Genomic DNA, 25,175 nt, shown 5'->3' with positions numbered 1-25,175 from the left:
CCGTGGGTCACGGGCTAGCCGGGAAAAATTCTATCGTTCAGCGCTTATCGTTCAGCCATCAGCACCAGCACATCGGTACTGAACGAACCATCGGCCTCAATCTCAAAATATTCGCGTACTTCATTGCCCATCGATTGCTGCAACTCGAGGATTGCCGCGCGCATTACCTCTGGTGTGCGCATGCGCTCGACCCAGGAGGTGTACTCCAGACGCAGGCGTTGGCGCGTAGTGCTACGGGTATGCAACCCCGCTTCGCTGACCTGACGCAACCACTCGCCGGCGGAATAATCGCGCACATGGCTGGTGTCGCGCAGCACTTCGACGCTTTGCAGGTAAGTGTCGAACAACGGACTGCCCGGTGACAACACGTCGACGAACGCCGCCACGCCGCCCGGCTTCAGCACCCGGCGAACCTCTCGCAGGGCCAGGCCAAGATCGCTCCAATGGTGCGCCGAATAACGGCTGAAGACGAAATCGAACTCACCGTCGGCAAACGGCAGGCGCTCGGCGGCGCCCAGCACGGTAGACACGTTGGTCAGACCGCGATCGACGGCGGCACCGGCCACCACGTCGAGCATCTGCTGCGACAGGTCGTAGGCCACCACTTCTTTCACCAGTGAGGCCACGTGAAAACTCACGTGACCGGCGCCGCAGCCCAGGTCCAGCACACGGGCATCGCCCTGCCCTGCCAGTTCAGCCTGTAGCAGCGCAAATTCGGTGCCCTGAGCGTGTACGGCGCTGCTCAGATAGGCTGAGGCTTGTTCACCGAATTGCTTTTGTACGACTTGGCTGTGCTGGGCGTTGCTGGTCATATGGACTTCCTTTTTGGGGTTTAGCCTTGTGGTGCCTATCCAGGCCTCATCGCGAGCAAGCTCGCTCCCACAGGGTTTTGTGTACGCCGCAAAATCCCTGTGGGAGCGAGCTTGCTCGCGATGGCGTCATGTCGCCTTACGCAAAATCAAACGTCGCGAAACAACCACGGCTGGCTCGCACGGTGTTTGGCTTCAAACGCCGCAATCGCTTCATGGTCCTGCAAAGTCAGGCCGATGTCGTCCAGGCCGTTGACCAGGCAATGCTTGCGGAACTCGTCAAGCTCAAAGCTGTAGACCTTGCCATCAGGCCGGGTCACGGTCTGGGCTTGCAGATCAACCGTCAACTCATAGCCAGGATTCGCCTCGACCTGCTGGAACAATTCATCCACTTCAGCGTCGGTCAAGATGATCGGCAGCAAGCCGTTCTTGAAGCTGTTGTTGTAGAAGATGTCGGCGTAGCTCGGCGCGATGATGCTGCGAAAACCGTACTCTTCCAGCGCCCACGGCGCGTGTTCACGGCTGGAGCCGCAACCGAAGTTCTCGCGGGCCAGCAGCACGCTGGCGCCTTGATAACGCTCGGCGTTGAGCACGAAATCCTTGTTCAGCGGACGCTTGGAGTTGTCCTGGTAGGCGTAGCCCACGTCCAGGTAACGCCATTCGTCGAACAGGTTCGGACCAAAACCGGTGCGCTTGATCGACTTCAAGAACTGCTTCGGAATGATCTGGTCGGTGTCGACGTTGGCACGGTCCAATGGCGCGACCAAACCGGTGTGTTGGGTAAAAGCTCTCATGTGCGGTTCCTCAGATCAGTTCGCGAACGTCGATGAAACGACCGTGGACGGCAGCCGCCGCGGCCATGGCCGGGCTGACCAGGTGCGTACGGCCACCGGCGCCCTGACGCCCTTCGAAGTTGCGGTTGGAAGTCGAAGCGCAATGCTCGCCCGACTCCAAACGGTCCGGGTTCATCGCCAGGCACATCGAGCAACCCGGTTCACGCCACTCGAAACCGGCCTCGAGGAAAATCTTGTCCAGGCCTTCGGCCTCGGCTTGCGCCTTCACCAGGCCCGAGCCCGGCACCACGATGGCTTGCTTGATGGTCGAAGCGACTTTACGGCCCTTGGCGATCACCGCCGCAGCGCGCAAGTCTTCGATCCGCGAGTTGGTGCAGGAACCAATGAAGACGCGGTCCAGTTGAATGTCGGTGATCGCCTGATTGGCGCTCAAACCCATGTATTTCAAGGCGCGTTCGATGGAACCGCGTTTGACCAGGTCCATTTCTTTCGCCGGGTCCGGCACGTTCTGATCAACCGCCAGGACCATCTCGGGCGAAGTGCCCCAGCTGACTTGCGGCTTGATCTGAGTGGCGTCGAGCTCGACGACGGTGTCGAACACCGCATCGGCGTCGGACACCAGGTCTTTCCAGGCTTCGACCGCCATGTCCCATTCCGCGCCTTTCGGAGCAAATGGACGGCCCTTGACGTAAGCCACGGTTTTTTCGTCAGCAGCCACCAGGCCAACACGGGCGCCGGCTTCGATGGACATGTTGCAGATGGTCATGCGGCCTTCGACGGACAAGTCGCGAATGGCACTGCCGGCGAACTCGATGGCGTGGCCGTTACCGCCGGCGGTGCCGATCTTGCCGATCACCGCGAGAACGATGTCCTTGGCGGTCACGCCGAACGGCAATTTGCCCTCGACCGACACCAGCATGTTTTTCATTTTCTTCGCCACCAGACACTGCGTGGCGAACACGTGCTCGACCTCGGAAGTCCCGATGCCGTGGGCCAATGCGCCAAACGCGCCGTGGGTCGAGGTGTGCGAGTCGCCGCAGACCACGGTCATGCCCGGCAAGGTGGCACCCTGCTCCGGACCGATCACGTGAACGATGCCCTGACGCACGTCATTCATTTTGAATTCGGTGATGCCATATTCATCGCAGTAGTCATCGAGGGTCTGAACCTGCAAACGCGAGACCTGGTCGGTAATCGCTTCGATGCCGCCCTTGCGATCAGGAGTGGTCGGTACGTTGTGGTCCGGGGTGGCGATGATCGAGTCGACGCGCCAAGGCTTGCGCCCGGCCAGTCGCAGGCCTTCGAAAGCTTGGGGCGAAGTCACTTCATGGATGATGTGGCGGTCGATATAGATCAGCGACGACCCATCGTCGCGCCGTTTCACTTCATGGGAATCCCAAAGCTTGTCGTAAAGCGTTTTGCCGGCCATCAGACGGTCCTCATCAGCGTGTTTCTATGCCCTGGATCTTGAGAAATTCAATAACCCCTTGGCTTGTGAGGTCGATCCTAGGGGGTTACATTAAATAACTCAAATTCATATTTTTCATGCTTTGGATAACCAACTGGAATACTGCAATGGACCTCGCCAACCTCAATGCATTTATCGCGATTGCCGAGACCGGGAGCTTCTCCGGCGCAGGCGAACGGCTGCACCTGACGCAACCGGCCATCAGCAAGCGCATTGCCGGACTGGAGCAGCAATTGAAGGTGCGCCTGTTCGATCGCCTGGGCCGTGAAGTCAGTCTGACCGAGGCCGGACGCGCCTTGCTGCCGCGGGCCTATCAGATTCTGAATGTGCTGGACGACACCCGTCGCGCCCTGACCAACCTGACCGGTGAAGTGACGGGCCGCCTGACCCTGGCCACCAGCCACCACATCGGCCTGCACCGCTTGCCCCCCTTATTAAGGGAGTTCACCCGACGTTACCCGCAAGTGGCGCTGGATATTCAGTTCCTCGATTCGGAAGTGGCCTACGAAGAAATCCTCCATGGCCGCGCCGAACTGGCGGTCATTACCCTGGCGCCGGAGCCCCACGCACTGGTCAAGGCCACGCCGGTGTGGGACGACCCGCTGGACTTCGTGGTCGCGCCGGAGCACTCACTGATCAGTCACGGCCCGGTCAGCCTGGCGGACATTGCCCTGCACCCGGCGGTTTTCCCCGGCGGCAACACCTTTACTCACCACATCGTCCGGCGTCTGTTCGAAGCTCAAGGCCTGACGCCGAACATCGCCATGAGCACGAATTATCTGGAAACCATCAAGATGATGGTCTCGATCGGCCTGGCCTGGAGCGTGTTGCCGCGCACTATGCTTGATGATCAGGTTGCGCGAATACCTTTACCAGGCATACAACTCACTCGCCAGCTAGGCTATATCCTGCACACAGAAAGGACGCTGTCGAATGCGGCGCGAGCCTTCATGGCCTTGCTGGATGCACAAATCGATCTGCCAGGGACTCTCGGCTAAGCTGTGCTACGTCTATAGAGCCTCGAGTCACTGATCCTGACACCCCACTCAGCCAAGGCTTGCCAATGCCGAAATCTGTTGACCGTATTCCGACGATGCCGCGTATACAGGCGCTTGACCCAAAACGGTCCGAGCAGAGCTGGGAAAGCGCCCCACAATTGCTGGCCGCCCTCAACGGTGCACGTTTGGGCGCCTGGTATTGGGACATCGAACGCGGGCAGATCAGTTGGTCGCGGGGTACCCAGGCGCTGTTCGGCTTCGATCCCCGGCAACCGCTGCCGGCGGATCTGGAATACCTCGACTTGCTGCCGCCAGAGGATCGGGCGAAAACCATTCGCGCCTTCGACGCGGTGATCGCCGGCGCCCCGCTGGAACAGGCGATGCATCACCGCATCCGCTGGCCCGACGGCAGCCTGCACTGGCTGGAGATCAACGGCAGCCTGCTGCCGGACAAGCACGGTCGGCCACGCATGATTGGCGTCATCCGCGAAATAACCCACCAGCGCCAGCGCGAACAGGCGTTGAGCAGCTCGGAAAAACGCTTTGCCACGCTGTTCCACCTGTGTCCGAACATGGTGCTGCTGACTCGCCAGGAAGACGGCCTGATCAGCGAAGCCAACCAGTATTTCGAAAGCCTGTTTGGCTGGCCGGTACAGAACGCTATTGGTCGCACTACTCTGGAACTGGGCCTCTGGGTGCATCCGGAGCAACGGGCGCAACTCGTCACAGCCACCAAGGCCAAGGGCGAACTGGTCAGCATGGAGGTGCAATTTCGTGCCAGCAACGGCCAGATCCACGACGGCATCCTCAGCGCGCAAAAGGTCGAGCTCGAAGGTCAGCCTTATCTGCTGAGTACGTTCCTTGACACCACCGAACGCAAAGCCGCCGAACATGCCCTGAAAGACAGCCAGGAGCGCCTCGACCTGGCGCTGGATTCAGCGCAACTCGGCACCTGGGACTGGCACATTCCCAGTGGCATGCTGTACGGCTCGGCTCGCGCCGCCCAGTTGCATGGGCTGGACCCCATACCTTTCCATGAATCCTTCGACGATTTTTTCGAAGGCGTGCCCGGCGAAGAGCGCGACACCATGCGCGACGCCTATCGCAGCCTGCGAGAAGGCCCTGCCGGCAATTATCAACTGACCTACCGCGTGCAACTGCCGGACGGTAGCTCGCGCTTCCTGGAAAGCCGCGCCCGACTCTATCGCGATGAAAACGGTGTCCCGCTGCGCATGGCCGGTACCCTGCTCGACATCACCGATCAGGTAGAGCGGGAGCAACTGCTGGTAGCGTCCGAAGAGAAGTTCGCCACCCTGTTCCAGGTCAGTCCGGACCCGATTTGCGTGACCCGTCAGGACACCGGCCAATTTATCGAGATCAACTCCAGCTTCACCCAGACCTTCGGCTGGAGCGCCGCCGACGTGATTGGCCGCAGCGCCGACGAAATCGGTCTATGGGACGCATCGGCGCAAAGCCTGCGACGCATCGAGCAGGTCATCCGTGAACAGGGTCTGAACAACGTGGCGATCCTCGTTCAGCACAAAGACGGGCAAGCCCTGACCTGCGTGATTTCCAGCCGCCAGATCAGCGTCGGCGAGCAGCCATGCATCGTCACCACCCTGCGCGATATCACTCAGCAACAACGCTCGGAAGCCGCGCTCAAGGCCAGCGAAGAGAAGTTCGCCAAGGCGTTCCACTCAAGCCCCGATGCGATCACCATCACCGAGCGCGACACCGGGCGTTATCTGGAGGTTAACGATGGCTTCTGCCGCCTGACCGGCTACCGCGCCGAAGAAGTGGTCGGTCGCACGGTGTATCAGGTCGGCATCTGGGCCGAGGAAAAACAACGTTCGGCGCTGCTCGCCGAACTCCAGATCAAGGGTCGGGTGCACCACCAGGAAATGCTCGGGCGCAATAAACGCGGCGAGTTGCTGACCGTCGAAGTCTCGGTAGAACCGATCACCCTCAACGAAACCGCCTGCCTGCTGCTGACCGCGCGGGACGTCAGCCTGCTGAAAAACGCCGAAGCGCAGATCCGTCACCTGGCCTACCACGACCCGCTGACCAACCTGCCCAACCGCGCCCTGCTGATGGATCGCCTGAGTCAGCAAATTGCCCTGCTCAAGCGCCACAACCTGCGCGGCGCCCTGATGTTTCTCGACCTTGATCACTTCAAGCACATCAATGATTCGCTCGGTCATCCGGTGGGCGATACCGTTCTGAAAATCATCACCGCGCGCCTCGAAGCCAGCGTGCGCATGGAAGACACCGTCGCGCGTTTGGGCGGTGACGAATTCGTGGTGCTGCTCAGCGGGCTCGAAGGCTCGCGCAACGACGTCAGCGAGCAAGTCCTGCAACTGGCGGACACCTTGCGTGAACTGCTGTCGGAGCCGATGTTCCTCGACGGACAACGCCTGCAAGTAACCCCGAGCATCGGCATCGCGCTGATTCCCGATCACGGTTCGACCCCGACTGACCTGCTCAAGCGCGCCGACATCGCCCTCTACCGGGCCAAGGATTCGGGCCGCAACACCGCGCAGATGTACCACAACACCATGCAGAAGGCGGCGAGCGAACGCTTGCGCATGGAAACCGACCTGCGCCTGGCCCTTTCCCGGGGTGAGTTCCGCGTGCACTACCAGCCTCAGGTGGACGCCCGGAACGACCGCATCGTCGGTGCCGAGGCGCTGGTGCGCTGGAACCATCCGGACCTCGGCGCGCAATCGCCCACCGAGTTCATCAAGGTACTGGAGGACAGCGGACTGATACTGGAAGTGGGTACCTGGATTGTCGACGAAGCCTGCAGCGCTTTCAAACAACTGATCGCCAAGGGCCTGGTCGATCCGCTGGACTTCAGCCTGTGCGTGAACATCAGCCCGCGGCAATTTCGTCAGAATGACTTTGTCGAACGCATCGAACACAGCCTCGCCAGCCACGGTCTGCCCTGCTCGCTGCTGAAACTGGAAATCACCGAAGGCATCGTGATCCAGAACCTGGAAGACACCATCAACAAAATGCGTAGCCTGAAAAAACTCGGCGTGAGTTTTGCCATGGACGACTTCGGCACCGGTTATTCCTCGCTGACCTACCTCAAGCGTCTGCCGGTCGACACCCTGAAAATCGACCAATCGTTCATCCGCGACGCCACCACCGACCCCAACGACGCCGAGATCATCCGCGCCATCGTTGCCATGGCCCGCAGCCTGGAATTGAAAGTGATTGCCGAAGGGGTAGAGACGCCGGAGCAGCTGGAATTCTTGCAGGGGCTGGGCTGCCATTTTTATCAGGGGTATTTGCACAGCCCGCCGCTGCCGGTGGAGGAATTCCAAAAGCTCCTCAAATAACGCCGAAGCGCATGAAACTCTTGTAGCAGCTGCCGAGCAGCGCGAGGCTGCGTCCGGCTGCGAAGCAGTCGTAAAACCTGCAAGCGAGTTTTAACTGAAACACCGCGTCGTCTGAACCCACGACTGCTTCGCAGCCGGACGCAGCCTCGCGCTGCTCGGCAGCTGCTACGGAACGTGCGTTAAGTTCGAGATGACGGCGTCTAGTCCTGAAATAGGTTTACACCTGTTTCACCCGCAACAGGTCGATGCTCAACAAACCGTTGCTCAGGGCGGCTTCGCTTTTCAAGAGATTACTTACAGATTTTTTCAGGCTGCTTCGGACACCTGAAGACCCAGTAAACGCGAGACCTGATCCAGCTCTGTCTCGCGACGCAGCACGGTGAACAGCTCGACCGCTTCGGGATAATTGCGGGTCAGCATCGCCAGCCACTGCTTCAGGCGACCCGGCGATTGGCGTGGCGTCATTTGCGCCTTGGCTTGCAGCCAGAAGTCCTGAATCAATGGCAGCAGCTCGGCCCAGCTCATCTCGACGACGTCCTCACCGGCCCGCGCCATTGCGATTTGCCGTGCCAGGTCCGGGCGCGACACCAGGCCGCGACCGAGCATGATGTCCTCGACACCGCTGATTTCGCGGCAACGACGCCAGTCTTCGACGCTCCAGATGTCGCCATTGGCGAACACCGGCACCTTGACCACATCCTGCACCCGGGGGATCCACTCCCAGTGGGCTGGCGGCTTGTAGCCGTCGGTTTTGGTCCGCGCGTGAACCACGATATGCGCCGCGCCACCTTCGGCCAGGGCCGTGGCACACACCAGCGCACCGTCGGGGCTGTCGAAACCGAGGCGCATCTTGGCAGTCACCGGAATGTGCGCCGGAACGGCACGACGGACATGTTCGACGATCTGGTTCAGCAGTTCAGGCTCTTTGAGCAGCACCGCACCGCCACGGGACTTGTTCACGGTTTTGGCCGGGCAGCCGAAGTTCAGGTCGATGACCTCGGAACCCAGTTCGCAGGCCAACGCGGCGTTTTCCGCCAGGCATACCGGATCGGAACCGAGCAGCTGCACCCGCAGCGGCACACCGGATGCGGTGCGGGCGCCGGTCAACAGCTCCGGGCCGAACTTGTGGTAATAGGCAGGCGTAAGCAGTTGATCGTTGATCCGAATGAACTCGGTCACGCACCAATCGATACCGCCCACACGGGTCAGCACGTCCCGCAGGATGTTGTCGACCAACCCCTCCATGGGCGCCAAAGCAATTTGCATGAAAAACACACTCAACGAAAAACGTGCGGCAGTTTACTGGATTGCGCGGAAAATCTGCAGAACATCGCAGATTCCCCTGTGGGAGTGAGCCTGCTCGCGATAGCGGTGCATCAGCAGCATCACTGTTGGCTGACACAACGCTATCGCGAGCAGGTCGAATCGTCGCACCGTCGCTCCCACATTAGATTTTGGATGCTTCGAGATTTTGCGACAACAACGCCGGGCCATAGCCCTCGATGAACTCCACGGGCATGCGCTTGGGCTTGCCGGTCGACAGTTCGATGCAAACGAAGGTGGTTTGGGCTCGCAGCAATGTGGTGTTGTCGCTGGGGCGCTTCAACTGGAAGTGTCGGGTCATTTTCAGGCGCTGATCCCAATCGACGATCCAGGTCGCCAATTGCAACTCATCGCCTTCATAGGCGGCCGCCAGGTAATCGATCTCGTGCCGCACCACCGCCATCGCCCGATCCAGTCGACGATATTCGACCAGGTCCAGGCCAAGGCGCTGGGAGTGGCGCCAGGCACAGCGTTCGAGCCAGGTCACGTACACCGCGTTGTTCGCGTGACCCAGCCCATCGATGTCCTCTGCGCCGACTTCCAGATCAATGATAAATGGCGTTGCCCGATCCCAGCCCATGCCCCACTCCCGGTCAGAAAATTTTCACCGGGGCAGTGTAACGGATGCTCAGGCCGATTGGCGCGATTGCAGACTGCGACCGGCCAGCAACGAGAGAACGCCTTCGATCACCCGAGGGTCAGCCAGCACCCGTTGATGACCACCCGTTTCCAGGCGCAGTAAACGGCTGTCGAACCAGGCCTCGTTGATCAGCTGCGATTCCTTGACCGGAACGTAGCAGTCATCTTCGGCGTGAACGATCAGGCCGGGCATGTCGAGTTGATAGTGCGCGACATCCAGCGCCGCAGCGCGCATGCCGACGTCTCTTTCGACCTGACGAATGAACGCCGAGCGGGCCTTCGGTGGCAGCCGCACATAGCGTGCGAAACCGCGCAACACGCCGAGAATTCGCGCCGGGGCAGCGATAGTGACCAGGGTTTCGGTACGCAAGCCCAACTGAACGGCAAGCATGGCACTGGCGCCGCCCATGGAGTGGCCGATGACGGCTTGCAGCGGCGGCAACTCGGCAGCGGCTTCAAGCATGGCCCGGGCGAACAGCACCACATTGGCTTCGCGACCCGGCGAGCGACCGTGAGCCGGACCGTCCAGCGCAACCACGGTGTAACCGGCATCGACCAACGCGGTGATGAGGCTGGCAAACTGCGTCGGCCGGCCTTCCCAACCGTGCATCAGCAACACCGCGGGGCCTTGCCCCCAACGCAGCGCCGAGAGGCCGAAGCGCAGGGTGATTCGCTCGGACTTCGCCAGCAGCGGCAATTCCCAATCACGCGGCGGCAGTTCCCGCGGCGTCATGAATGCCAGTCGCATTTTGCTCGCGACCAGTTTCGGTGCGAACCAGCCCAAGGTGCCATTAACGCTACGAACCCACTTCAACGTGCTCATCGCTCTCACTCCTCAGGCTAATGCTTTTAGGTCACAGCACCGCAGACTTGGCGGCGCGCAGCAATCGATCGGACAATTCTCCTGGCCCCAACGCGCGAGCCAAAGCCAAACCACCGACCATCAAGGCCATGTCGGCCAAAGCTTTGTCGGTGTCTTCCGGGCTGGCCGCCAACTGCGCGACCATCATTTCCACATGTTCATTCAACGCCACGCGAAACGCGTCCGGCAGGCGGCCCAGCTCACCGACCGAAGCCGGAATCGGGCACGCCGAATCAGAGGAATCACGGTGTTTGCGTGACAGATAAAACGCAGCAACCAACGCGCGACGCTCTTCGCCGGTCAATTCGGCGTCCATGTCGGCGATCAAGCCACGGCGATGACCGAGCAGTTGCTTGAACGCTTCCAGCATCATCGCGTCCTTGCTTTCGAAGTGCGCGTAGAAGCCGCCGACAGTCAGGCCGGCCGCGCCCATCACTTCGCCCACGCTCGGTTCGGCCGGGCCGCGCTGAATCAGCGCTGCGCTGGCAGCCTTGAGGATGCGTTCGCGGGTTTGAGCTTTTTTATCGTTCATCGTTGCCTCCGAATATTACGACTAGAATATTATTCTCATAATAATTTTACGCAAGTCGTGGATGTGACCGCTGGTCTGAAGAACAGTTTGAAAGAAATGAGGGATTTGGCCAAACGCCAGACAAACAAAAGGGCCATTCAATAATTGAATGACCCTTATAAAATCCCGCAGAGCGGGTAATCGTGGCGTCCCCTAGGGGACTCGAACCCCTGTTACCGCCGTGAAAGGGCGGTGTCCTAGGCCACTAGACGAAGGGGACGCAAAACCTTCTATACAACTGATCAGTGCTGAGAGCTGATCGATTCAAGGCCGGTGTGGCCAGACCTTGAACTGTAAAATTGGTGGAGCTTAGCGGGATCGAACCGCTGACCTCCTGCATGCCATGCAGGCGCTCTCCCAGCTGAGCTAAAGCCCCGGATTTTTCGCCTCGCGGCGGAGCGACATCTTGCAACATCGCTTCTGTAAAACTGGCGTCCCCTAGGGGACTCGAACCCCTGTTACCGCCGTGAAAGGGCGGTGTCCTAGGCCACTAGACGAAGGGGACGCAAACCCTTCTATACAACAGATCACCGCTGAGTGGTGATCGCTTCAAAGCCGGTGTGGCCAGACCTTGAAGTGTAAATTGGTGGAGCTAGACGGGATCGAACCGTCGACCTCTTGCATGCCATGCAAGCGCTCTCCCAGCTGAGCTATAGCCCCTCATCGCTGAGGACGGGGCGAATCTTAATGGCGCATCGGAAGGCTGTCAAACTTATTTTTAAAATATTTCAAAGTTTTTTGCCGACATAACAATCACTTACCGCCGAACCCCGTAAATCCGAGGCCAGATCCGTCCCTGTAGCAGCTGCCGCAGGCTGCGTTCGAGTGCGCAGCACTCGCGATTCGGCCACCCTGCCCTTTCAGACAGAATGTGTAGCGGCCACAAAGGGCCGCTGCGCAGCCCAACGCAGCCTTCGGCAGCTGCTACACGGGAACGGAGTGGATCAGGCGATGTTGCCCAACAGTTTTTCCCACTCCTTGTTTTCCTTCTTCGACACGCCGCCCAGCAGGTCGATCGCCTGGCGCAGACGGAAACGGGTCAGGTCCGGGCCAAGAATCTCCATCGCATCGAGCACCGATACCGAACTGGCCTGGCCAGTGATCGCGGCAAACATCAGCGGCATGGCGTCACGCAACTTCAGCTCCAGGGATTCGACCACCGCTTGAATCGTTGCGGTGATGCTGTCTTTCTCCCACTGACGCAGGCTTTCCAGCTTCCACAGGATTAACTGCATCAACTGACGCACCTGATCGCCCGACAGCTTCTTGGATTCAAACAGCTTGGCGTCCGGGTTCACGCCACCGGCGAAGAAGAAACCGGCCAGCGGTGCGACCTGGCTGAAGGTTTCAACCCGACCCTGCACGTGCGGCGCTATCTTCATCATGTATTCCGGGTTCAGCGCCCATGTTTGCAGGCGCGAAGCGAACTCTTCCACCGGCAGGTCACGCAGCCATTGGCCGTTGAGCCACGACAGCTTCTCGACGTCAAAAATCGGCCCGCCGAGGGAGACGCGGCTCAGGTCGAAGTTGTCGACCATTTCCTGCAGCGAGAACTTCTCGCGCTCGTCCGGCATCGACCAGCCCATGCGACCGAGGTAGTTGAGCATCGCTTCCGGCATGAAGCCCATGCGCTCGTAGAACGTCACCGAGGTCGGGTTCTTGCGTTTGGACAGCTTGCTCTTGTCAGGGTTACGCAGCAGCGGCATGTAGCACAGCTCGGGTTGTTCCCAGCCGAAGTACTCGTACAGCAGAATCAGTTTCGGCGCCGATGGCAGCCACTCTTCGCCACGCAGAACGTGGGTGATACCCATCAGGTGATCATCGACCACGTTGGCCAGGAAGTACGTCGGCAGGCCGTCTGTCTTCATCAGCACTTGCATGTCCATACGATCCCATGGGATCTCGACGTCGCCACGCAGCATGTCTGGAACGACGCAAACGCCTTCGCTCGGCACTTTCATGCGGATCACGTGCGGCTCGCCGGCGGCCAGACGACGATCGACTTCTTCCTTGGACAGCAACAGCGCACGGCCGTCGTAACGCGGGGTTTCGCCGCGGGCCATTTGCTCGGCGCGCATCTGGTCCAGCTCTTCGGCGGTACAGAAGCACGGGAAAGCGTGGCCCATCTCGACCAGTTGCTGGCAATACTTCTGATAAATGTCGCCACGCTCGCTCTGACGGTAAGGACCGTGCGGGCCGCCAACATCCGGGCCTTCGCTCCAGTCGATACCCAACCAGCGCAGGGCGTCGAAAATCTGTTGTTCGGACTCGCGGGTCGAACGCAATTGGTCGGTGTCTTCGATCCGCAGGATGAACTCACCGCCGTGCTGCTTGGCAAAGCAGTAGTTGAACAAAGCGATGTAAGCGGTACCTACGTGGGGGTCCCCGGTAGGCGATGGCGCGATGCGAGTGCGGACGGTGGTCATGGCAAGTCTCGAAATGAAGATAAAACAAAGGGCGAATGGTAACAGGCGTTGCCCGCCCGGCTCCAGTGAGCAGGGCATTTAAGCCAAGGTTGCGTCTACAACGCGCTCTAGCCTTGGTGAATGGCCGATTATCAGCCGATGGCATTTACCCATCATTCGCTGTATGCCAGATTTGACCGCTGATAACTTCCCTTACAATTTCTCGACTACAGTCTGCCCATGCCTGCCCAACTCAAGCGTCGCCTGTTTATTTTCCTATTGATCGTCCTGCTGGTTGCCGGGGGCTTTTTTGCCCAGTGGTTCTTCAAGGGGCGATTCTATGAAAGCACCGACAACGCTTACGTCCAGGGCGAGATCACCCGTGTGTCGAGTCAATTGGGCGCGCGCATCGAACAGGTGCTGGTGCAGGACAATCAGCACGTCGAGAAAGGCCAGTTGCTGATCAAGCTCGAAGGCGATGACTTCCACCTCGCCGTCGACCGCGCCAACGCTACCCTCGCGACCCGCCAGGCAGAACGCCTGCAAGCCCAGAGCAAACTCACCCAGCAAGCCAGCCTGATTGCCGCCAGCGACGCGCAAGTCGCGTCCAGCCAGGCCAGCCTCGGTCGTTCGCAGATCGACTTGTCTCGCGCGCAAACCCTGCGCAAACCCGGCTATGTCTCAGAAGAACGGGTGACCACCCTCTCCGCCGACAACCACATCGCCCGCTCGCAAGTGACCAAGGCCCAGGCGGACGCCCAAAGTCAGCGCCAACAAATCAACTCCCTGGCCGCCGAGATCAAACGCCTCGACGCCATGATCGCCAACGCCAAAACCGATCTGGCCCAGGCCGAACTGAACCTGACCCGCAGCGAAATCCACGCGCCCATCAGCGGCCTGATCGGCCAGCGCGCCGCCCGCGAAGGCCAGTATGTGCAGGCAGGTGCTTACCTGATGTCGATCGTCCCGGATCAGGACATCTGGATTCAGGCCAACTTCAAGGAAACCCAGATTGGTCACATGCAGCCCGGCCAAAAAGCCGAACTGACATTCGATGCCTACAGCGACATGCCAATCGATGCGCGAGTCGACAGCCTGTTTGCCGCCTCGGGCGCGCAGTTCAGCCTGTTGCCGCCGGACAATGCCACCGGCAACTTCACCAAAGTCGTACAACGGATTCCGGTAAAACTGACCTTCGCCGCGAACAATCCGCTGCAAGGCAAGATTCGTCCGGGCATGTCGGTCACCGCCAAAGTGAACATTAAAGACGCCCCTGACGATGGCCGGTGATCAACTGATCCGCCCGGTCGGCGAGCCGACCCGGCGGGACTGGATCGCGGTCATGAGCGTGATGCTCGGCGCCTTCATGGCGGTGCTCGACATCCAGATCACCAACTCGTCGCTCAAGGATATTCAAGGCGCGCTGTCAGCCACCTTGGAAGAAGGCTCGTGGATTTCCACCTCGTACCTGGTGGCGGAAATCATCATGATTCCGCTGACGGCGTGGCTGGTGCAGTTGCTCTCGGCGCGGCGGCTGGCGGTGTGGGTGTCCCTCGGGTTTCTTGCCGCGTCCCTGCTCTGCTCCATGGCGTGGAGCCTGGAAAGCATGATCGTCTTCCGTGCCTTGCAGGGCTTCACCGGCGGCGCGCTGATCCCGCTGGCATTTACCCTCACCCTGATCAAACTCCCCGAACACCACCGTGCCAAAGGCATGGCGATGTTTGCCATGACCGCAACGTTCGCGCCCTCCATCGGCCCGACCCTCGGCGGTTGGTTGACCGAGAATTGGGGCTGGGAATACATCTTCTACATCAACATTCCGCCGGGGCTGATCATGATCGCCGGCCTGATGTACGGCCTGGAGAAGAAAGAAGCTCACTGGGAACTGCTGAAAAGCACCGACTACCTGGGCATTCTCACGCTGGGCGTCGGCCTCGGTTGTTTGCAGGTGTTTTTGGAAGAAGGCCATCGCAAGGACTGGCTGGAATCGAGCCTGATCGTCACCCTGGGCAGCATTGCGCTCGTCAGCCTGATCACCTTTGTGATCGTGCAGACGTCCAAGCCCAATCCGCTGATCAACCTCGGCATCCTGCGCAATCGAAACTTTGGTTTATCGAGTATTTCCAGTGTCGGGATGGGTGTCGGATTGTACGGCTCGATCTACCTGTTGCCGCTGTACCTGGCGCAGATCCAGAACTACAACGCCTTGCAGATCGGCGAAGTGATCATGTGGATGGGCGTGCCGCAGCTGTTTCTGATTCCGCTGGTGCCGAAGCTGATGAAATACGTCTCGCCGAAATGGCTGTGCACGTTGGGTTTCGGGCTGTTTGGTTTGGCGAGTTTTTCATCGGGGGTGTTGAACCCGGACTTCGCCGGGCCGCAGTTCAATCAAATCCAGATCATCCGCGCGCTGGGCCAGCCGCTGATCATGGTGACCATCTCGCTGATCGCCACGGCGTACATTCTGCCGCAGGACGCGGGGTCGGCATCGAGCCTGTTCAACATCCTGCGCAACCTCGGCGGCGCGATCGGCATCGCCCTCCTCGCCACGTTGCTGGATGCGCGAACCAAGACTTACTTTGATTATTTGCGTGAAGCGATTGTGCCGACCAACCCGCAGGTGGCCGAGCGCATGACCTCGCTGACGGATCGGTTTGGCAGTGAGACGGCAGCGTTGGGCAAGCTCAGTGAAATTGCGCATCAGCAGGCGTCGATCATGGCTTACAACGATGCGTTTCACTTTGTCGGGATTGCGCTGGGGATCAGCATGCTGGCGGTGTTGTTGACCAAAGCGTTACCGGAGGGATTGAAGGCTGGGGAAGCACATTGAGACCGCGGCGCCCCCATCGCGAGCAAGCTCGCTCCCACAAGGTTCAGCGTGATCCCTGTGGGAGCGAGCTTGCTCGCGATGGGGGCCTGACAGGCACCACAAATCTCAAACAGTGATCAACCGCTCCCGCAACTTGCCAATCTCGTCGCGCATCTGCGCCGCTGCTTCGAACTCCAGGTCGCGGGCGAGTTGGTACATTTTCTCTTCCAGCGCCTTGATACGCTTGGCGATCTCGCCCGGCGAGCGCAATTCCGCTTCGTACTTGGCGTTCTCCTCGGCGGCCTTGGCCATGCCTTTGCGCTTCTTGCTGCGCGAACCCGGCACGGTGGCGCCTTCCATGATGTCGGCAACGTCCTTGAACACGCCCTTGGGCGTGATGCCATTGGCCAGGTTGAAGGCGATCTGTTTGTCGCGACGACGCTCGGTTTCGCCGATCGCCCGCTCCATGGAACCGGTGATGCGGTCCGCGTAGAGAATCGCCCGACCATTGAGGTTGCGCGCCGCCCGGCCGATGGTCTGGATCAGCGAGCGCTCGGAACGCAGGAAGCCTTCCTTGTCTGCATCGAGGATCGCCACCAGCGAGACTTCCGGCATGTCCAGACCTTCACGCAGCAGGTTGATCCCCACCAGCACATCGAAGGTACCCAGACGCAAATCGCGGATGATTTCGACCCGCTCCACGGTGTCGATGTCCGAGTGCAGATAACGCACCCGTACGCCGTGGTCCGCCAGGTAATCGGTCAAGTCTTCGGACATGCGCTTGGTCAGCGTGGTAACCAGCACCCGCTCTTCCAGCGCCACGCGCTTGCCGATCTCCGAAAGCAAATCGTCGACCTGGGTCAACGCCGGACGGATTTCGATTTGCGGGTCTACAAGGCCTGTTGGACGGACCAGTTGCTCGACCACGCGACCGGCGTGTTCTGCCTCGTAATTGCCCGGCGTGGCCGAGACGAAAATCGTCTGCGGGCTGATGTTTTCGAACTCGTCGAAGCGCATCGGCCGGTTATCCAGGGCTGACGGCAGACGGAAACCGTATTCCACCAGCGTCTCTTTACGCGAACGGTCGCCCTTATACATGGCGCCGACCTGCGGCACGCTGACGTGGGATTCGTCGATCACCAGCAAGGCGTCAGCCGGCAGGTAGTCAAACAAAGTTGGCGGCGCCTGGCCGGATTCGCGGCCCGACAGGTAGCGCGAGTAGTTTTCGATGCCGTTGCAGTAACCCAGTTCAAGGATCATCTCCAGGTCGAAACGGGTGCGCTGCTCCAGGCGCTGGGCCTCAACGAGTTTATTGTTGGAGCGCAGGTAGTCCAGGCGCTCCTGCAACTCGACTTTGATCCCTTCGACGGCACCCAGCAGGGTTTCTCGTGGGGTCACGTAGTGGCTTTTCGGATAGAACGTGAACCGCGGCAGCTTGCGGATCACTTCGCCGGTCAGCGGATCGAAGGCCGACAGGCTCTCGACTTCGTCATCGAACAGCTCGATGCGGATCGCTTCGAAATCGGATTCCGCCGGGTGGATATCAATTACATCGCCGCGGACCCGGAAGGTCGCACGGGCAAACTCCATGTCGTTGCGGGTGTATTGCAGGTCTGCCAAGCGACGCAGCAACGCACGCTGATCGAGCTTGTCGCCGCGATCCACATGCAGAACCATCTTCAAATAGGTTTCCGGACTGCCCAGACCGTAGATGCACGACACCGTGGTGACGATGATCGCGTCTTTGCGCTCCAGCAGCGCCTTGGTCGCCGACAATCGCATCTGCTCGATGTGATCATTGATCGAGGCGTCTTTCTCGATGAACGTATCCGATGACGGCACGTAGGCTTCGGGCTGGTAGTAGTCGTAGTAGGAAACGAAGTATTCGACCGCGTTGTTCGGGAAGAACGCTTTGAACTCACCGTACAACTGCGCGGCCAGGGTCTTGTTCGGCGCCAGCACCAGGGTTGGACGTTGAACCTGGGCGATCACATTGGCGATGCTGAAGGTCTTGCCCGAGCCGGTCACACCGAGCAACGTCTGGTGCGCCAGCCCGGCTTCGATGCCCTCGACCATCAGGCGGATGGCTTCCGGCTGATCGCCGGCGGGCTCGAAGCGGGTGACTAGCTGGAATTCAGACATGAAAAACCTCTGGGTTCGCGCCTGTCCGGGCGAACCGGGCAGCAACGGGAAAGACCGCAAACGACCGATGTCGCCCGAGGAAAAAACTGGATTGTGCTCAATGTGGAGCCGATTGCCCGCGCTTTCAAGGCAAACGTCCTACATCGGGTAAAACCTTTGACGATGCCAATCGACTAACGGTCGAGAAATAATCGGAAAAACTTACCGTAAAAGCCGAATCGTCTGTCGCCATCAATCGCAGATGGCCTCTATACTAGCTCCCCGTTTGTGCACCGCTCTAGTGCATTCGGCTGGAGCGCGACACGTCCCTCCACTTTCCATTCAGAGCCGCCGCAAAATGAGCCTGTTCTCCGCTGTCGAAATGGCACCACGTGATCCAATCCTGGGCCTCAACGAAGCATTCAACGCCGACACCCGTACCAACAAGGTCAACCTGGGGGTCGGTGTTTACTGCAACGAGGAGGGGCGAATTCCACTCCTGCGCGCCGTTGTCGAAGCCGAGACGATTCGCGTCGCTCAACACGCTTCCCGTGGCTACTTGCCAATCGACGGCATCGCCGCCTACGACCAGGCCGTGCAGAAATTGCTGTTTGGCAACGACTCGCCGCTGATCGCTGCTGGCCGCGTCATCACCACCCAAGCCGTTGGCGGTACTGGCGCGCTGAAAATCGGTGCCGACTTCCTCAAGCAACTGCTGCCGAACGCCGTCGTGGCGATCAGCGACCCGAGCTGGGAAAACCACCGCGCACTGTTCGAAACGGCCGGTTTCCCGGTGCAGAACTATCGCTACTACGACGCCGCGACCCACGACGTGAACCGTGCTGGCTTGCTGGAAGACTTGAACGCCCTGCCGTCCGGCTCCATCGTTGTCCTGCACGCTTGCTGCCATAACCCGACCGGAGTGGACCTGAGCCCGGCGGACTGGAACAACGTCCTGGACGTGGTGAAAGCCAAAGGTCACGTACCGTTCCTCGACATGGCCTACCAGGGCTTTGGCGATGGCATCGACGAAGACGCCGCGGCTGTACGTCTGTTCGCTGAATCGGGCCTGACCTTCTTCGTCTCCAGCTCGTTCTCCAAATCCTTCTCGCTGTACGGCGAACGCGTGGGCGCCCTGTCGATCGTCAGCGAATCGAAAGAAGAAAGCGCGCGCGTGCTGTCGCAAGTCAAACGCGTGATCCGCACCAACTACTCCAACCCGCCGACCCACGGTGCAAGCATCGTCGCCGCTGTACTGAACAGCCCGGAACTGCGTGCTCAGTGGGAAGAAGAACTGGCTGAAATGCGCCTGCGGATTCGCGGCATGCGCATTCAGATGGTTGAGCAGTTGGCGAAGCAAGCTCCACAGCGTGACTTCAGCTTCGTCGGTCGTCAGCGCGGCATGTTCTCCTACTCCGGCCTGACGGTTGAGCAAGTGACCCGCCTGCGCAGCGAGTTCGGCATCTACGCCCTGGACACCGGCCGCATCTGCGTGGCCGCGTTGAACCAGAGCAACATCGACGTCGTGACCAAGGCCATCGTTGCGGTGATCTGAGTCGTCCGATGATATGAAAAACGGGAAGCCAAATGGCTTCCCGTTTTTTGTTTGTCAGAGATAATTCTCAAAGCAACGACCGAGGGCTCTAGACTGCACACAGTTCAAATGTGGGAGCGACGGTGCGGCGATCCGACCTGCTCGCGAAAGGCGTCGTGTCAGCCAACATCATTGTTGAATGTTGTACCGCATTTGCGAGCAGGCTCGCTCCCACAGGTTTTGAGTACACCCCGAATTCTTACGAGAACCCACATGAAAAACGATGACCTACGCGCCGACCGCGATGAGCTGGACCACTTCGTGCCTCGCACCCCGGCCAAACGCAGCAGTAACCTGGTGATGCAAGTCGCTGCCGGTGTGTTTCTCGGTGGTTTAGCCTTGTGGCTGGTGCAGCTGGCCGCAACGATGTTGTACGCCAAACTGATGCTCGCCACCGTCACCTTCGGCGGTTAGGCCAGTTCGGTTGCGCGCTGGCTGGCAGCGTCGTCATAGGCGACGTAGAGCGATTCGGCGACCTGGCTTTTGATGGCCTTGGCGCTTTCCAGGCCCAATACAAAACCTTCCGCCTTGCCACCGGCACGGTTCAAATCGTCAGCGGTGCTGGCCTGAGTGATTGCGTCGAACAGTTTTTCGGCGTGCGGGCCGACGCCTTTGGGCAGGCTGATCTGAGCGATGCTCATGCGAACACCCCGTTGTGGCGAGGTGTGTTGGTTGGGTGATTCATGGCGCGTACCTTTTCGGCGAATGGCCGGCAGCGCGTGTAACCACTTCCGGGCGGCCATGGTAGACCTCTGAGGCGATTCTGGTAACCGCCCACGGTCGATAAACCACCGTCCGTCCTCACGAACCCGCCAAGTTGTTAACAGGTGCTTGACTTCTCTTTTTGAATCAGTAACATACACGTCATTCCGCGATAGCTCAGTTGGTAGAGCAAGTGACTGTTAATCACTGGGTCCCTGGTTCGAGTCCAGGTCGTGGAGCCATACAAGGTTTCAGAGTAAATCTTTGAAACCCAAAAAAACCCGCCTTATGGCGGGTTTTTTCGTTTCTGGTGTTCCGTCGGATTCCTGGATACAGCGTTGGAGAGCAAGGCCCCGGCCGAACCGGGGCCGGGACTTACTGCTGCAAGATGAACGTGCTCAGGGTATGCAGATCGTCCGGGCTTAACTGCGCGAAAGGCGGCATCGGAATATCCCCCCATTTGCCGGTACCGCCGTGCTGAATGCTCGACGTGACCTTGGCCAGCGCCTGCGGATCGTTGGCGTACTTGGCCGCCACCTCGTGATAGGCCGGACCTACGATCTTGTGATTGATGGCGTGGCAGGACAGACAAGAGTTGCCCTGCAGCAAAGCCATGGCATCGACTTTGGCCACGGGCGCTGCCGGAGGCTGGCTTGCCGATGGGTTCGAGGCTGCCTGCACCTCGGCATCGTTCGCATGAGCACTGCCGTAAGTTACCGCCAGGTAAGCGCCGATCACGCTCACATCCTGATCGCTGATCGGCGCCCCGTACACGTGCTGCATCTTGCTCGCCTCTCCAGTCCACTGCGCCAGGCTCATGCCGGGGGGCTGGAAGTTGATGTAATCGGCAGAATGGCAGGTGGAACATTTCTGCTGGGCCAGTTGATAGCCTGGCAGTGCACTGGGTTTGAACACAGCCGTTTCAGGCGGCAGCGTGATCGAGAGTGGCGCTGCGCCAGCCAGGCCAATCCAACAAACCTGAGCCGCGCACAGCAAGGTGGTCATGCGTTTCATGAGTTTCATGCGGGCCCCTCAGGCGACAGTCACGTGGCTGGTTTCTACGACGTGACGGCGGTAGCCGGCAGGGTTCCAGTCGGCTTGCAGCGGCTGTGTCTCGCCCGCACTGTTACTGGCTCGCACCATCAACTGCGTGGCACCCTTACTGGTAAAGGTGATCGGCAGCGTCCACTCACGGAAAGAGAAACGACCGAGGTCCTGACCCAGCCTGGCTTCGCGCCAGTTCTTCCCGCCGTCGATGGAAATTTCCACCTTGTAGACGCCTGCTCCACCGTCGAACGCGATACCCTTGAGCACCACGCTTTTTTTCAGCGGCAACACATCGCCATGTTTAACGCTGGTGATGAAGCTGCGAACCGGCAGTTTGGAAATCGGCCGGGTTTGCGCCGCCGTGGTGCCGGGGGCGATGCAGAAACAATCGTTGTCCGGCACGCGGTAACCTTTAGCCATGAAAAAACCGTCGTAGGTGTGGTCGACGACTTCGATCTCGCTCAGGTGCTTGACCCAGTACGTGCCGAAATACCCCGGCACCACCAGACGTATCGGGTAACCGTTGAGGAATGGCAGATCAGTGCCGTTCATCGACCAGGCGATCATCGGCTCACCGTCCACGGCATGGCTGATGTCCAGAGCCTTGATGAACTCCGGCGTGCTTGGCAGCACGGGCTTATCGAGCCCACGGAAGGTCACTTGCCTGGCGTCGGCTTTCACACCGGCCTTTTCCAATACCGCCTTGAGTGGCACGCCCACCCAGCGGGCATTGCCCATTGAACCATTGCCCAATTGAGCGCCAAACACCCGCGGCATCGAGAAGCCACGGCTGTTACCCGAACACTGATTGACGGCCACCACTTCTACCGGCTCGGCGAGGGCTTTCAGCTCCGCCAGGGAAAGGGACAGCGGCGTGTTGACCGAGCCCTTGATCGTCAGACGGTAGGTGTCCGGATCAATGCTGGTAGGGAAATTGGCCAGGTGGTAACGCACGAAAAAGGCGTCATTGGGCGTGATAGGCCCTTCATTGAAAACAGGGAACGGCGTCTCAAGGTGCGGCGGCCGGGTGGTCACCAGGGTCAACGGGCGCTTTTGCGGGTATTGCACCAACGGCCGTGGGCCCGCAGCAAAGGTCACTTCTTCGGCGGTTTCGTCAGCCGAGCTGGTTTCCTCGGCAGCCTTGGCGAGGCTCGCCAATGGAGAAGCCGCCAACGCCAGGGTGAAGGCATCGCGTAGAACGCGCCGGCGGCTCGGCTTGCTGTTGTCTATAAAACTGAACTTCATTCTGCGCTCTCTATAATTGTTTTACTGAGATGCAACTGACAGCTCTCCCCCCGCCAGGCTTGATGTGAAAACGGGGTTTCGCAGGGAAAACCAGTATCGTCACGAGCACGTCGACTGCTTTTCATTTGACGTCAGGGACTTCACATTTGACGACAATGGCAGCGCAAGCCCGGTTGGTCAGCACCGTCGCCAGAGCGTAGTTCAGGCAATAAAAAAGGCGTCCCTAAGGACGCCTTTTTCATATTTCCATGCCTTGAGTGTTGTCAGACATGCTCACTGCTCTTTGCATGCGCTGCACGCGGCTCTCCATGTCCATGCTCCGCCTCCACCACCGGAATCTCATTCCCGTCGCAGTCACGCAGTTTGCCTTCGCTGAAATAATCCCCTTCGCGCAACGCTGCCAGATCCTGATAACGCAGAACGCGTTCAGTACCGGCCGCGAACACCGACTGCTGATCCGAGTTACCGGCAGTAAGGTGGTTGAAGGTCAGGTTCAGCACGATCGCCATGATCGCCGACGAGCTGATGCCCGAGTGGAAGATCGTGGCGAACCAGCTTGGGAAGTGGTCGTAGAAGTTCGGCGCAGCGATGGGGATCATGCCGAAGCCGATGGAGGTGGCGACGATGATCAGGTTGACGTTGTTGCGGTAGTCGACCTTGGACAGCGTACGAATACCGCTGGCCGCCACGGTGCCGAACAGCACGATACCGGCGCCGCCGAGAACCGAAGTCGGTACAGCGGCGATGACCCGGCCCATAAACGGCAGCAAACCGAGGATCACCAGAAACAAACCGCCGGTAGCCACCACGAAGCGGCTCTTGATCCCGGTCACCGCCACCAGCCCGACGTTCTGGGCGAACGCGCTTTGGGTGAAGGAGCCAAAGATTGGCGCGATCATGCTCGACAACATATCGGCGCGCAGGCCGTTGCCCAGGCGTTTGGAGTCGACCTTGGTGCCGATGATTTCACCGACGGCGAGGATGTCGGCCGAAGTTTCCACCAGGGTCACCATGACCACGATGCACATCGACAGGATCGCGGCGAAGTGGAAGGTCGGCATGCCGAAGTGGAATGGCGTCGGGAAGCCGAACATCGGGCCTTGAGTGACGGACGAGAAGTCTGCCATGCCAAGGAACACCGCGATCACCGTGCCGATAACCATCGCCAACAGGATCGACAAACGCGAGATGGTCGCGCTGCCGATCTTGCTCAACAGCAGCACCAGCACCAGCGTCACCGCCGCCAGTCCGATGTTCGCCATGCTGCCGAAGTCCGGGGCATGGCTGTTGCCACCCATGGCCCAGCGTGCGGCCACTGGCATCAGCGTCAGGCCGATGGTGGTGATCACAATGCCCGTGACCAGCGGCGGGAAAAACCTGGTGATTCGCGAGAACACCGGCGTGATCAGCAGACCGATCAACGACGCAGCAATCACCGCCCCGAGAATCGATTGAAACCCGCCCTCCCCGCCGCTGCTGACAATCGCCACCATGGTCGCGACACCAGAGAACGACACGCCCTGTACCAGCGGCAATTGGCAACCGAAAAACGGTAAGCCCAGGGTTTGCAGCAATGTCGCCAGCCCCCCTGCAAACAATGAAGCAGCAATCAACAAACCGATGTCCGCTGGCGAGAGCCCAGCCGCCTGGCCGATGATCAAAGGCACCGCAACGATGCCGCCGTACATGGTCAGAACGTGTTGCAGGCCGTAAGCCATATTCGCGCCGACCCCGAGATTTTCATCCTCAGGCCGTTGGTGTGAAACATGGGGCGTTTTCATGGTTTGGGGGGTTCCCTGGTTTTTGTTGTGCGCACACTGTATTCAATACTCAGGACAAATGTCTATAGAGTTGTATACAACTAATCAGTCAGATTATGGACACATGGCCATTCCACACCTGAGACTTGCGCCGCACCTTCCCTGATAAACTCTGCCGCTCCGCACCTTGGCGGACAATTACGGACATGGAAGCCGCCACCTTGAATAATCGCTCAGCACTCGAACACCTTGCCCAGATCCTGCCCCTGACCTTTGGCGCGTTTTGCACCGTGGTCGCCGTGCAAGCCCTGGCCATTGCCCTGCCCTATGCCATGGATTCCCCTGACCTGGAGGTTGGCCTCTGGGTTGGCGTCGGCGTCTTCGTGTCTTTTTTGGTCGGTGGCGTGTTCTTCGGCGTGGTGCCCGTGCTTGTGGGTTTCACGCCGCTGTACGCCTGGCTCAGCGCCAAGAGTTACGCCAACTGGGTGACTGGCGTGTTGGCTGGGGTGGCGATCGCCGGTCTGGTCTGTCTTCACCCTAAATGGCGGTTGCTGTGGATGTTCTGGCTGATCGATGGCGCGGCAGTCGGGCTGATCACCCACTGGGCGTGGTGCCGAGTCCAGAAGATCCAACGTGACGCAAAATCACGGACGCTCTCACGACCATGAATCCCCTGGAGCGATT

At 59.7% G+C, this 25,175-nt stretch carries 20 protein-coding genes and 5 tRNA genes; 8 read left to right on the top strand and 17 right to left on the bottom strand.

Translation table 11 applies throughout. The annotated features are described in order from the left end of the window. Nucleotides 1-44 precede the first annotated feature (44 nt). The 3 genes from AC3IUE_RS10735 to leuC form a co-directional block, all read right to left on the bottom strand. Nucleotides 45-812 carry a class I SAM-dependent methyltransferase gene (locus AC3IUE_RS10735; protein WP_461997660.1) on the bottom strand — a complete coding sequence of 256 codons (768 nt, stop codon included), beginning with the start codon at nucleotides 810-812 and terminating at the stop codon, nucleotides 45-47. 146 nt (nucleotides 813-958) lie between these two features. Further along, nucleotides 959-1,603 carry a 3-isopropylmalate dehydratase small subunit gene (gene leuD, locus AC3IUE_RS10730; protein WP_024164598.1) on the bottom strand — a complete coding sequence of 215 codons (645 nt, stop codon included), beginning with the start codon at nucleotides 1,601-1,603 and terminating at the stop codon, nucleotides 959-961. 10 nt (nucleotides 1,604-1,613) lie between these two features. Continuing rightward, on the bottom strand, nucleotides 1,614-3,032 hold the full coding sequence (gene leuC / locus AC3IUE_RS10725; protein WP_008151269.1) for a 3-isopropylmalate dehydratase large subunit: 1,419 nt from the start codon (nucleotides 3,030-3,032) through the stop codon (nucleotides 1,614-1,616). 146 nt (nucleotides 3,033-3,178) lie between these two features. Between leuC and AC3IUE_RS10720 the strand changes: the two genes are divergently transcribed. Further along, the gene (locus tag AC3IUE_RS10720) at nucleotides 3,179-4,069 is read left to right on the top strand and encodes a LysR family transcriptional regulator (protein WP_008151271.1); all 891 of its coding nucleotides are present in this window, start codon (nucleotides 3,179-3,181) and stop codon (nucleotides 4,067-4,069) included. Nucleotides 4,070-4,134: 65 nt separating this feature from the next. Continuing rightward, the gene (locus AC3IUE_RS10715) at nucleotides 4,135-7,413 is read left to right on the top strand and encodes an EAL domain-containing protein (RefSeq protein ID WP_489267250.1); all 3,279 of its coding nucleotides are present in this window, start codon (nucleotides 4,135-4,137) and stop codon (nucleotides 7,411-7,413) included. A gap of 306 nt (nucleotides 7,414-7,719) precedes the next feature. On the opposite strand, the gene AC3IUE_RS10710 is transcribed toward AC3IUE_RS10715, so the two are convergent. The 9 genes from AC3IUE_RS10710 to gltX form a co-directional block, all read right to left on the bottom strand. Continuing rightward, entirely contained in the window at nucleotides 7,720-8,679 is a 960-nt protein-coding gene (locus AC3IUE_RS10710; protein WP_489267248.1) for a tRNA dihydrouridine synthase, read from the bottom strand. Nucleotides 8,680-8,860: 181 nt separating this feature from the next. After that, nucleotides 8,861-9,316, bottom strand: coding sequence for an acyl-CoA thioesterase (locus AC3IUE_RS10705; RefSeq protein ID WP_489267246.1), 456 nt, complete (start codon nucleotides 9,314-9,316; stop codon nucleotides 8,861-8,863). Nucleotides 9,317-9,364: 48 nt separating this feature from the next. Continuing rightward, nucleotides 9,365-10,198, bottom strand: a complete 834-nt coding sequence (locus AC3IUE_RS10700; protein ID WP_489267244.1) for an alpha/beta fold hydrolase — start codon at nucleotides 10,196-10,198, stop codon at nucleotides 9,365-9,367. Between the two features lie 31 nt (nucleotides 10,199-10,229). After that, complete coding sequence (locus tag AC3IUE_RS10695) at nucleotides 10,230-10,769, bottom strand: TetR/AcrR family transcriptional regulator (protein WP_008151286.1); 540 nt, start codon at nucleotides 10,767-10,769, stop codon at nucleotides 10,230-10,232. A 183-nt stretch (nucleotides 10,770-10,952) separates the two neighbouring features. Then, a tRNA-Glu gene (locus AC3IUE_RS10690) sits at nucleotides 10,953-11,028 on the bottom strand. Between the two features lie 80 nt (nucleotides 11,029-11,108). After that, nucleotides 11,109-11,184: transfer RNA gene (locus AC3IUE_RS10685), tRNA-Ala, on the bottom strand. Between the two features lie 53 nt (nucleotides 11,185-11,237). Continuing rightward, a tRNA-Glu gene (locus tag AC3IUE_RS10680) sits at nucleotides 11,238-11,313 on the bottom strand. A 79-nt stretch (nucleotides 11,314-11,392) separates the two neighbouring features. After that, nucleotides 11,393-11,468 (bottom strand) — tRNA-Ala (locus tag AC3IUE_RS10675). A 284-nt stretch (nucleotides 11,469-11,752) separates the two neighbouring features. Beyond that, on the bottom strand, nucleotides 11,753-13,234 hold the full coding sequence (gene gltX / locus AC3IUE_RS10670) for a glutamate--tRNA ligase (protein ID WP_046047745.1): 1,482 nt from the start codon (nucleotides 13,232-13,234) through the stop codon (nucleotides 11,753-11,755). A 219-nt stretch (nucleotides 13,235-13,453) separates the two neighbouring features. Between gltX and AC3IUE_RS10665 the strand changes: the two genes are divergently transcribed. Together AC3IUE_RS10665 and AC3IUE_RS10660 are read left to right on the top strand one after the other, a co-directional pair. Then, nucleotides 13,454-14,503 carry an HlyD family secretion protein gene (locus tag AC3IUE_RS10665; RefSeq protein ID WP_489267242.1) on the top strand — a complete coding sequence of 350 codons (1,050 nt, stop codon included), beginning with the start codon at nucleotides 13,454-13,456 and terminating at the stop codon, nucleotides 14,501-14,503. Continuing rightward, a complete protein-coding gene (locus tag AC3IUE_RS10660; protein ID WP_489267240.1) occupies nucleotides 14,493-16,043 on the top strand; it encodes an MDR family MFS transporter in 1,551 nt (516 codons plus the stop codon). Before AC3IUE_RS10665 ends, AC3IUE_RS10660 begins: the two co-directional genes overlap by 11 nt. A 105-nt stretch (nucleotides 16,044-16,148) precedes the next feature. On the opposite strand, the gene uvrB is transcribed toward AC3IUE_RS10660, so the two are convergent. Beyond that, nucleotides 16,149-18,164: an excinuclease ABC subunit UvrB gene (gene uvrB, locus AC3IUE_RS10655; protein ID WP_489267238.1), complete on the bottom strand. Its 2,016-nt coding sequence runs from the start codon at nucleotides 18,162-18,164 to the stop codon at nucleotides 16,149-16,151. Between the two features lie 337 nt (nucleotides 18,165-18,501). On the opposite strand from uvrB, the gene AC3IUE_RS10650 reads away from it, so the two are divergent. Further along, entirely contained in the window at nucleotides 18,502-19,698 is a 1,197-nt protein-coding gene (locus AC3IUE_RS10650; protein WP_033061869.1) for an amino acid aminotransferase, read from the top strand. A gap of 252 nt (nucleotides 19,699-19,950) precedes the next feature. Next, the gene (locus tag AC3IUE_RS10645) at nucleotides 19,951-20,151 is read left to right on the top strand and encodes a hypothetical protein (RefSeq protein WP_046047750.1); all 201 of its coding nucleotides are present in this window, start codon (nucleotides 19,951-19,953) and stop codon (nucleotides 20,149-20,151) included. Here AC3IUE_RS10645 and AC3IUE_RS10640 read toward each other — a convergent pair. After that, nucleotides 20,148-20,378, bottom strand: a complete 231-nt coding sequence (locus AC3IUE_RS10640) for a hypothetical protein (protein ID WP_010456061.1) — start codon at nucleotides 20,376-20,378, stop codon at nucleotides 20,148-20,150. The genes AC3IUE_RS10645 and AC3IUE_RS10640 overlap by 4 nt on opposite strands. 227 nt (nucleotides 20,379-20,605) lie before the next feature. Here AC3IUE_RS10640 and AC3IUE_RS10635 point away from each other — a divergent pair. After that, nucleotides 20,606-20,681, top strand: a tRNA-Asn gene (locus tag AC3IUE_RS10635). Nucleotides 20,682-20,814: 133 nt separating this feature from the next. On the opposite strand, the gene sorB is transcribed toward AC3IUE_RS10635, so the two are convergent. From sorB to AC3IUE_RS10620, 3 genes are all read right to left on the bottom strand, one after another. Further along, nucleotides 20,815-21,462 (bottom strand): SorB family sulfite dehydrogenase c-type cytochrome subunit, encoded by a 648-nt coding sequence (gene sorB / locus AC3IUE_RS10630; RefSeq protein ID WP_489267235.1) that lies wholly within the window; start codon nucleotides 21,460-21,462, stop codon nucleotides 20,815-20,817. A 9-nt stretch (nucleotides 21,463-21,471) separates the two neighbouring features. Beyond that, nucleotides 21,472-22,731 carry a SorA family sulfite dehydrogenase catalytic subunit gene (gene sorA / locus AC3IUE_RS10625; protein WP_489267233.1) on the bottom strand — a complete coding sequence of 420 codons (1,260 nt, stop codon included), beginning with the start codon at nucleotides 22,729-22,731 and terminating at the stop codon, nucleotides 21,472-21,474. A 263-nt stretch (nucleotides 22,732-22,994) separates the two neighbouring features. Further along, on the bottom strand, nucleotides 22,995-24,512 hold the full coding sequence (locus tag AC3IUE_RS10620; RefSeq protein WP_489267231.1) for a nucleobase:cation symporter-2 family protein: 1,518 nt from the start codon (nucleotides 24,510-24,512) through the stop codon (nucleotides 22,995-22,997). Nucleotides 24,513-24,712: 200 nt separating this feature from the next. Between AC3IUE_RS10620 and AC3IUE_RS10615 the strand changes: the two genes are divergently transcribed. After that, complete coding sequence (locus tag AC3IUE_RS10615; RefSeq protein WP_489267229.1) at nucleotides 24,713-25,159, top strand: hypothetical protein; 447 nt, start codon at nucleotides 24,713-24,715, stop codon at nucleotides 25,157-25,159. The last annotated feature ends 16 nt before the right edge of the window (nucleotides 25,160-25,175 follow it).

The organism is Pseudomonas sp. GL_093, from assembly GCF_057837605.1.
Note: the sequence above shows the minus strand (reverse complement) of the source record. Positions and strands in the feature narration are given on the sequence as shown.

Coding starts and splice junctions, on each gene's coding strand:
- AC3IUE_RS10735 (WP_461997660.1), bottom strand. CDS start 812: ATGACCAGCAACGCCCAGCACAGCCAAGTCGTACAAAAGCAATTCGGT.
- AC3IUE_RS10665 (WP_489267242.1), top strand. CDS start 13,454: ATGCCTGCCCAACTCAAGCGTCGCCTGTTTATTTTCCTATTGATCGTC.
- AC3IUE_RS10650 (WP_033061869.1), top strand. CDS start 18,502: ATGAGCCTGTTCTCCGCTGTCGAAATGGCACCACGTGATCCAATCCTG.
- AC3IUE_RS10710 (WP_489267248.1), bottom strand. CDS start 8,679: ATGCAAATTGCTTTGGCGCCCATGGAGGGGTTGGTCGACAACATCCTG.
- sorA (WP_489267233.1), bottom strand. CDS start 22,731: ATGAAGTTCAGTTTTATAGACAACAGCAAGCCGAGCCGCCGGCGCGTT.
- gltX (WP_046047745.1), bottom strand. CDS start 13,234: ATGACCACCGTCCGCACTCGCATCGCGCCATCGCCTACCGGGGACCCC.
- leuC (WP_008151269.1), bottom strand. CDS start 3,032: ATGGCCGGCAAAACGCTTTACGACAAGCTTTGGGATTCCCATGAAGTG.
- leuD (WP_024164598.1), bottom strand. CDS start 1,603: ATGAGAGCTTTTACCCAACACACCGGTTTGGTCGCGCCATTGGACCGT.
- AC3IUE_RS10660 (WP_489267240.1), top strand. CDS start 14,493: ATGGCCGGTGATCAACTGATCCGCCCGGTCGGCGAGCCGACCCGGCGG.
- AC3IUE_RS10645 (WP_046047750.1), top strand. CDS start 19,951: ATGAAAAACGATGACCTACGCGCCGACCGCGATGAGCTGGACCACTTC.
- AC3IUE_RS10700 (WP_489267244.1), bottom strand. CDS start 10,198: ATGAGCACGTTGAAGTGGGTTCGTAGCGTTAATGGCACCTTGGGCTGG.
- AC3IUE_RS10695 (WP_008151286.1), bottom strand. CDS start 10,769: ATGAACGATAAAAAAGCTCAAACCCGCGAACGCATCCTCAAGGCTGCC.
- AC3IUE_RS10715 (WP_489267250.1), top strand. CDS start 4,135: ATGCCGAAATCTGTTGACCGTATTCCGACGATGCCGCGTATACAGGCG.
- uvrB (WP_489267238.1), bottom strand. CDS start 18,164: ATGTCTGAATTCCAGCTAGTCACCCGCTTCGAGCCCGCCGGCGATCAG.
- AC3IUE_RS10705 (WP_489267246.1), bottom strand. CDS start 9,316: ATGGGCTGGGATCGGGCAACGCCATTTATCATTGATCTGGAAGTCGGC.
- AC3IUE_RS10720 (WP_008151271.1), top strand. CDS start 3,179: ATGGACCTCGCCAACCTCAATGCATTTATCGCGATTGCCGAGACCGGG.
- AC3IUE_RS10620 (WP_489267231.1), bottom strand. CDS start 24,512: ATGAAAACGCCCCATGTTTCACACCAACGGCCTGAGGATGAAAATCTC.
- sorB (WP_489267235.1), bottom strand. CDS start 21,462: ATGAAACTCATGAAACGCATGACCACCTTGCTGTGCGCGGCTCAGGTT.
- AC3IUE_RS10640 (WP_010456061.1), bottom strand. CDS start 20,378: ATGAGCATCGCTCAGATCAGCCTGCCCAAAGGCGTCGGCCCGCACGCC.